The organism is Myroides marinus (assembly GCF_900109075.1).
In the GTDB taxonomy this organism is placed as follows: Bacteria; Bacteroidota; Bacteroidia; order Flavobacteriales; family Flavobacteriaceae; genus Flavobacterium; species Flavobacterium marinum_A.
Genome location: NZ_FNYS01000023.1, coordinates 51,500 through 58,206, shown reverse-complemented (window position 1 = coordinate 58,206; position 6,707 = coordinate 51,500). Strand labels below are relative to the sequence as shown.

Annotated in this window: 5 protein-coding genes and 3 tRNA genes; 3 read left to right on the top strand and 5 right to left on the bottom strand. The window is 34.9% G+C overall.

Annotated features, from left to right (window positions below):
- Positions 1-256: 256 nt before the first annotated feature.
- The 3 genes from BMX53_RS16400 to BMX53_RS16390 form a co-directional block, all read right to left on the bottom strand.
- A tRNA-Arg gene (locus BMX53_RS16400) sits at positions 257-330 on the bottom strand.
- A 31-nt stretch (positions 331-361) separates the two neighbouring features.
- A tRNA-Pro gene (locus BMX53_RS16395) sits at positions 362-436 on the bottom strand.
- A gap of 7 nt (positions 437-443) precedes the next feature.
- Positions 444-527 (bottom strand) — tRNA-Ser (locus tag BMX53_RS16390).
- Positions 528-806: 279 nt separating this feature from the next.
- Between BMX53_RS16390 and BMX53_RS16385 the strand changes: the two genes are divergently transcribed.
- From BMX53_RS16385 to BMX53_RS16375, 3 genes are all read left to right on the top strand, one after another.
- The gene (locus BMX53_RS16385) at positions 807-1,985 is read left to right on the top strand and encodes an acetyl-CoA C-acyltransferase (RefSeq protein WP_038985383.1); all 1,179 of its coding nucleotides are present in this window, start codon (positions 807-809) and stop codon (positions 1,983-1,985) included.
- Positions 1,986-2,064: 79 nt separating this feature from the next.
- Positions 2,065-2,826 carry a C40 family peptidase gene (locus tag BMX53_RS16380; RefSeq protein ID WP_038985381.1) on the top strand — a complete coding sequence of 254 codons (762 nt, stop codon included), beginning with the start codon at positions 2,065-2,067 and terminating at the stop codon, positions 2,824-2,826.
- A gap of 328 nt (positions 2,827-3,154) precedes the next feature.
- On the top strand, positions 3,155-4,504 hold the full coding sequence (locus BMX53_RS16375; protein WP_038985380.1) for a DEAD/DEAH box helicase: 1,350 nt from the start codon (positions 3,155-3,157) through the stop codon (positions 4,502-4,504).
- Between the two features lie 98 nt (positions 4,505-4,602).
- Here BMX53_RS16375 and BMX53_RS16370 read toward each other — a convergent pair whose 3' ends face one another.
- Positions 4,603-5,937, bottom strand: coding sequence for an MFS transporter (locus tag BMX53_RS16370; protein WP_063176755.1), 1,335 nt, complete (start codon positions 5,935-5,937; stop codon positions 4,603-4,605).
- A 78-nt stretch (positions 5,938-6,015) separates the two neighbouring features.
- Entirely contained in the window at positions 6,016-6,702 is a 687-nt protein-coding gene (cmk, locus tag BMX53_RS16365) for a (d)CMP kinase (RefSeq protein WP_038985400.1), read from the bottom strand.
- Positions 6,703-6,707 lie beyond the last annotated feature (5 nt).

Genomic DNA, 6,707 nt, shown 5'->3' with positions numbered 1-6,707 from the left:
TTTCAGAGCGCAATTTAGAGGCGTCAGAAATATTGATTTCTTCCTATACAGATTAGCTAAACTTTATGCGTAAACACAACTTTTGAGACTGATCCCAGAAATATTGATTTCTTCCTATACAGATTAGCTAAACTTTATGCGTAAACACAACTTTTGAGACTGATCCCTTTTGAGACTGATCCGTTATATTTCACATAAACAATATATGAACCTTATACGAACAAAAAAGCCCTTGTGATTACAAGGGCTTGTTAAGTGATCCAATCAGGATTCGAACCTGAGACCTACTGCTTAGAAGGCAGTTGCTCTATCCAGCTGAGCTATTGGACCTAACCAAAAAACAGTAATTGTTTTTCTTTCGTCGGGGTGGCAGGATTCGAACCTGCGACCTCCTGCTCCCAAAGCAGGCGCGATGACCGGGCTACGCTACACCCCGAAAGAAGCGGAGAGACAGGGACTCGAACCCTGGCATCGGTTACCCGATGACAGATTAGCAATCTGCTCCGTTACCACTCCGGCACCTCTCCGTTGCTTAGATACTTACTTCTCTAATGCGGATGCAAACTTAGCACTACTTTTAGTACTATGCAAGCTTTTGCAATAAAAAAATTATAAAAAAATACAGTAAAAAAACGAACCTATTAATAGTCAATCAAGTAAACTCAAATAAAAAAAACATTATTTTTTTATTTCGCTTTTAATTATCCGAAATCAAGATATTTTATGTATTTTCCCACATCTTAATTGGCCTGTCTTTAGGTCATATTTAAATATTGAAAAATCAAACTTAATTAATTCTATAAATTATGAGTAAAAAGGTAGTTATTGTTTCTGCTGCTAGAACACCTATCGGAAGTTTCTTAGGAAGTTTATCTACTGTACCTGCTACAGTATTAGGGGCAACTGCAATTAAAGGAGCATTAGATAAAATCAATCTAGACGCTAACTTAGTTGACGAAGTATTGATGGGAAATGTTGTTCAAGCAGGTGAAGGCCAAGCTCCAGCACGTCAAGCTGCATTAAAAGCAGGTTTGTCTAAAGAGGTAGCTTGTACTACGATCAATAAAGTTTGTGCATCTGGTATGAAAGCTATTATGCAAGGAGCACAAGCTATTATGGCTGGTGATGCTGAAATAGTTGTTGCTGGTGGAATGGAGAATATGAGTATGATTCCTCATTACGTACATATGCGTAATGGAAACAAGTTTGGTCCTGCTACTATCATAGATGGTTTACAAAATGACGGACTTGTAGATGCTTATGACAATAATGCTATGGGGGTATCTGCTGACCTATGTGCTAGTACACACAATATATCAAGAGAAGAACAAGATAACTTCGCTATCAAATCATATGAGCGTTCAGCGAAAGCATGGGATGCTGGTAAATTTAACAATGAAGTAGTACCTGTATCTGTCCCTCAACGCAGAGGAGATGCTATCGTAGTATCTAAAGATGAGGAATACACTAATGTAAAATTAGATAAAATCACTTCACTTCGTCCTGCTTTTACTAAAGAAGGAACTGTAACTGCTGCTAATGCATCTACTATCAATGATGGTGCTGCTGCTGTAGTAATTATGAGTGAAGAAAAAGCTTTAGCTTTAGGATTAAAACCATTAGCATACATCAAAGGATATGCTGATGCTGCTCAAGAGCCAGAATGGTTTACTACTGCTCCTGCTAAAGCATTACCTAAAGCACTTAAAAAAGCTAATATCGCTATCGAAGATGTTGATTTCTTTGAATTTAACGAAGCATTCTCTGTTGTAGGTATTGCTAATACTAAATTACTTAACATCAACCCTGAGAAAGTAAACGTAAATGGTGGTGCTGTATCTTTAGGACACCCTCTAGGATGTTCTGGTGCTCGTATCATCGTTACATTGTTAAGCGTATTAGAACAAAATAATGCTAAAATTGGAGCTGCTGCTATCTGTAATGGTGGTGGTGGTGCATCTGCATTAGTTATCGAAAGAGCTTAATTTTTTTTAATATATTTAAGATGAGTTTGATTAGTTCGAACTCATCTTTTATTTTTGTACTTTAATTCAAACCTATATTATGTTTGCATATTGCAACCTTGCTATTGTACCTCTAAGACTTGAACCTAGCGATAGAAGCGAAATGGTATCTCAAGTACTTTTTGGTGAACACTTTACTATTTTAGAACGCACAGAAAAATGGTCTAGAATAGAACTTGCTTTTGACAAATACCAAGGATGGATAGACAATAAACAATATCAAGAAATCACTGAAGAGGACTTTAAATATCTTCAAAATACCTCTACAATACATTCTGCAGATTTAGTAGACTTCATTTCTTCTAAAAATAATCACTTAATGGCTATTCCATTAGGAAGCTGTCTAACTGGTTTAAAAAAGAATAGCATTAATACAGATAACTTCACTTATGAAGGCCTAACTATTACAGGTCAATTCAATAAGCAAACTTTCTTAAAGACTGCTTTTATGTATCTAAATACCCCTTACTTATGGGGAGGTAAAACACCTTTTGGTATAGATTGTTCTGGTTTTACACAAATGGTATATAGAATCAATGGATATCGTATTCCGCGTGATGCCTCACAACAAGCTGCGATAGGAGAAGCATTAAGTTTCATTGAAGAAAGCGAAATAGGCGATTTAGCATTCTTTGACAACGCAGATGGGAATATAGTACACGTAGGTATTATTATGGAAAATAACTACATCATACACGCTCACGGCAAGGTTCGTATAGATAGATTAGACCACTTAGGTATTTATAATATAGATTCAGGAAGACATACTCATAAACTTAGAGTAATCAAGAAACTTGTTTAAAGTATCCATACTAGCTTAAACTTCGAGTCAGTTCCACTTTATAGTTCTTTTAGTTCTTCTAAAGGCATACTAAAATATGCTTATTCAGGAATTCGGAACTATTATATATAAGTAACTATCATAGGTGATCTATCGCATAAAACTAGATTTAAAATAGTTATCTCTTATCTTAAACAAACTATATTGCTGTTAATCACTAAGCACCTATAGACTACAACCTATTGTGTACTAATATTTTAATTTTATCACACCATACTTAGTTAACAAACGCTAACTACTTGATATTGCAAAAAAAATAAATGTATCTTTGCAGCAAATATCAATACGTATGAACACTTTCGAGCAATTTAAACTACCGAAAGCCCTTGAAAAAGCTCTTAATGAGCTAAATATTACATCACCAACACCTATACAAGCTAAATCTTTTCCTGTAGTACTATCAGGTAGAGATATGATGGGTATTGCCCAAACGGGTACAGGTAAAACATTTGCATACTTACTTCCTATTCTTAAACAGTGGAAGTTTAGCCATGTAGATACACCTAGAGTGGTAGTATTAGTTCCTACACGTGAACTTGTAGTTCAGGTAGTAGAAGAAGTACAAAAGCTAACTGCTTATATGTCTGTAAGAACTTTAGGGGTCTATGGAGGTACCAATATTAATACGCAACGCAAGGCTGTATATGACGGTGTGGATATCTTAGTAGGTACTCCTGGTCGTATGATGGACCTAGCATTAGATGGTGTCCTTCGTTTTGATAACTTACAGAAGTTAGTAATAGATGAGTTCGATGAAATTCTAAACTTAGGTTTTAGAACACAACTTACTTCTATTCTTACAATGATGAAAGGTAAACGTCAGAACATCTTATTCTCTGCTACTATGACAGAAGAGGTAGATGATGTACTAGACGAATACTTTGACTTCCCTGAAGAAGTATCTCTTGCTCCTTCTGGAACTCCACTAGAAAAGATAGATCAACAAATATATAATGTACCTAACTTCAATACGAAGTTAAACTTATTAATGCACTTACTTAGCAATAAAGAAGAGTTTAATAGAGTACTTATATTTATCAATAGTAAACGTCTAGCAGATGTAGTAATGGAAAAGTTAGACGATGCTTTCCCAGAAGAGTTTACTGTAATTCACTCTAATAAGTCTCAGAACTTCCGTATGAGATCTATGGCAGAGTTTCAAGCAAATGAATTAAGAGGATTATTAACTACAGATATTATGGCGCGTGGTCTAGACATCTCTGATATTAGCCACGTAATCAACTTACAATTCACAGATTCTCCAGAACAATACATCCACCGTATAGGACGTACTGGGCGTGCTGATAAAAAAGGTGTTGCTATCTCTATTATTGACCCAAAAGAGGAAGAAATCAAGATAGCTGCTGAAGTCTTAATGGAAAAAGAATTAAGAGAAATGACTATTCCTGAAGAAGTAGTAATCTCTGAATCTTTAATGGAGTTCGAAAAGTCTAAACTTAAGTCTAAACAACTTAACAAGATTAAGAAGCCAACAGAAAAAGGTGCTGCTTTCCACGAGAAAAAAGAGAAAAACCAAAAGGTAAACTTAGGAGGACCTGGTAAACGTACACCACGTAAAACTAAGCCTCGTAATAGAGCTGTAGAAGCTAAAAGAGCTGCTAAAAGAAAGAATAAATAAGAAGTATTTATATCAATAAAAAAGCGTGGTAACTGAGTTACCACGCTTTTTTTATATAAAATAAACTCAATGCTCTATCTAAGATAGAGCACTAATTATTAATGATTAATATTTTGTACGTTCTCAGGTTTGTGTTTGTACTTAAATAAAATAGCGAATAACACCGTTACAACTAAAGCATAACCAGCAAATATCAACCACGAGTGTCTCCATCCTTCTAATTGTAAGTGAATATCCTCTTGGCTATATACGAAGTGATTCACGATGTACTGAGCGATAAGCATACCGATAGTAGCTCCGAATCCATTAGTCATCATCATAAATACTCCTTGAGCTGAAGAACGTATATCTTCTGGCGTTTCATTATCTACATATAAAGATCCAGAAACGTTAAAGAAGTCAAATGCAATACCATATACTATCATAGATAAGATAAACATCCATACTCCATTACCTGGGTCACCGAATCCAAAGAATCCAAAACGCAATACCCAAGCAAACATAGACATTAACATTACTACTTTAATTCCAAAACGCTTTAAGAAGAATGGAATTAATAAAATACATAAAGTCTCTGATATCTGAGAAAGTGAGATTAAAGCATTAGCATTATTTGCTCCCCATGAATTTGCATAATCAGGAATATCTTTAAACGTTGTAATAAATGGATTAGCATAACCATTTGTAATTTGAAGAGAAACTCCTAATAACATTGAGAAGATAAAGAAGATAGCCATTTTCTTTTGTTTAAACAAAGAGAAAGCCTTTAATCCCAATGCATCATATAACGTCAATTTAGCATCTGATTTATTAATAGGACAGTTCGGTAAAACAAAACTGTACAAAAACAAAACAACTCCTAATATCGCAGACACATAGAACTGGTGGTAGCTAGATTGGAAACTTTTGAAATCTACTGCATTCCCAAAGTGGAATCCTAGTACACCATCTTGAAAACCAACGAAATTCACAAATAACATTGCACAGATAAATCCTACTGTCCCCAACGTTCTAATAGGAGGGAAATTAGTAATCGTATCAAGATTATTGTGTTTTAGTATAGTATATGCTGCAGAGTTAGATAAAGCAATAGTTGGCATAAAGAAAGCCACACTACAAGTGTACAATGTAAATATCGTAGTAAAATCTACATTATTTCCTGCCATTGCTCCATAAACTCCAGTAGCTGCCATAAAGATAGCTGCTAAAAGATGATTTATACCTAACAATCTCTGAACTGGTATCCATCTATCAGCTACAATTCCCATTATAGCAGGCATAAAAATAGATACTATCCCTTGCACAGCATAAAAAAGACCAATCTTAGGCCCTAGCCCCACTGATCCTAGATAATTTCCCATAGATGTCAAATAAGCTCCCCAAACAGCAAATTCGAGGTAACTCATCATCGTCAATTTTGCTTTTACATTCATTACGTGTGATATTATTTCTGTGTTATAATCTAAAGAGTATTATTCGATAGACCGTGTTTTATAAGTGTGTATATTAAATTACCTAATTCTCTCTTGCGCTAAATCAAGAATTAAGTTAAATTGTTCTTCGATAGTTAAGTGTGAATTATCTACTTCGATAGCATCGTCTGCTTTTACTAATGGAGAGTCAGCTCTAGTTGTATCTATTTGATCTCTATCCACTACATTTTTAAACACAGCCTCATAGCTTATGTTAGGGTCTTTCACAATTAGTTCGTCATAGCGACGTTGTGCTCTTATCTCTGGTGAAGCAGTCATAAATACTTTAAGTTCTGCATCAGGGAATACTACTGTACCAATATCTCTACCGTCCATAACTACTCCTTTTGATTTACCAAAGCTCTGTTGTTGTTCTACAAGCTTTCTTCTCACTTCAGGTACTTCTGCTATCTGACTTACATATTGTGATACTTCTAAACTTCTTATCACTCCCTCTACATTCTCTTGTCCTAAAAACACTTCTGCAAAACCTTTTTCTGGATTGTATTCAAAGTGTAGTTCTATAGTTGGTAAAGACTCTACAAGTCCTTCTTTATTAAAGTGATTTTTATCAATCAAGCCTTTTCTCATCGCAAACAAAGTTACCGCTCTATACATAGCTCCTGTGTCTATATATACATAACTAAGTGACTTTGCTAATGATTTTGCTAATGTACTTTTTCCTGTAGAGGAAAAACCATCAATCGCTATGGTAATTTTTTTCAAACTGA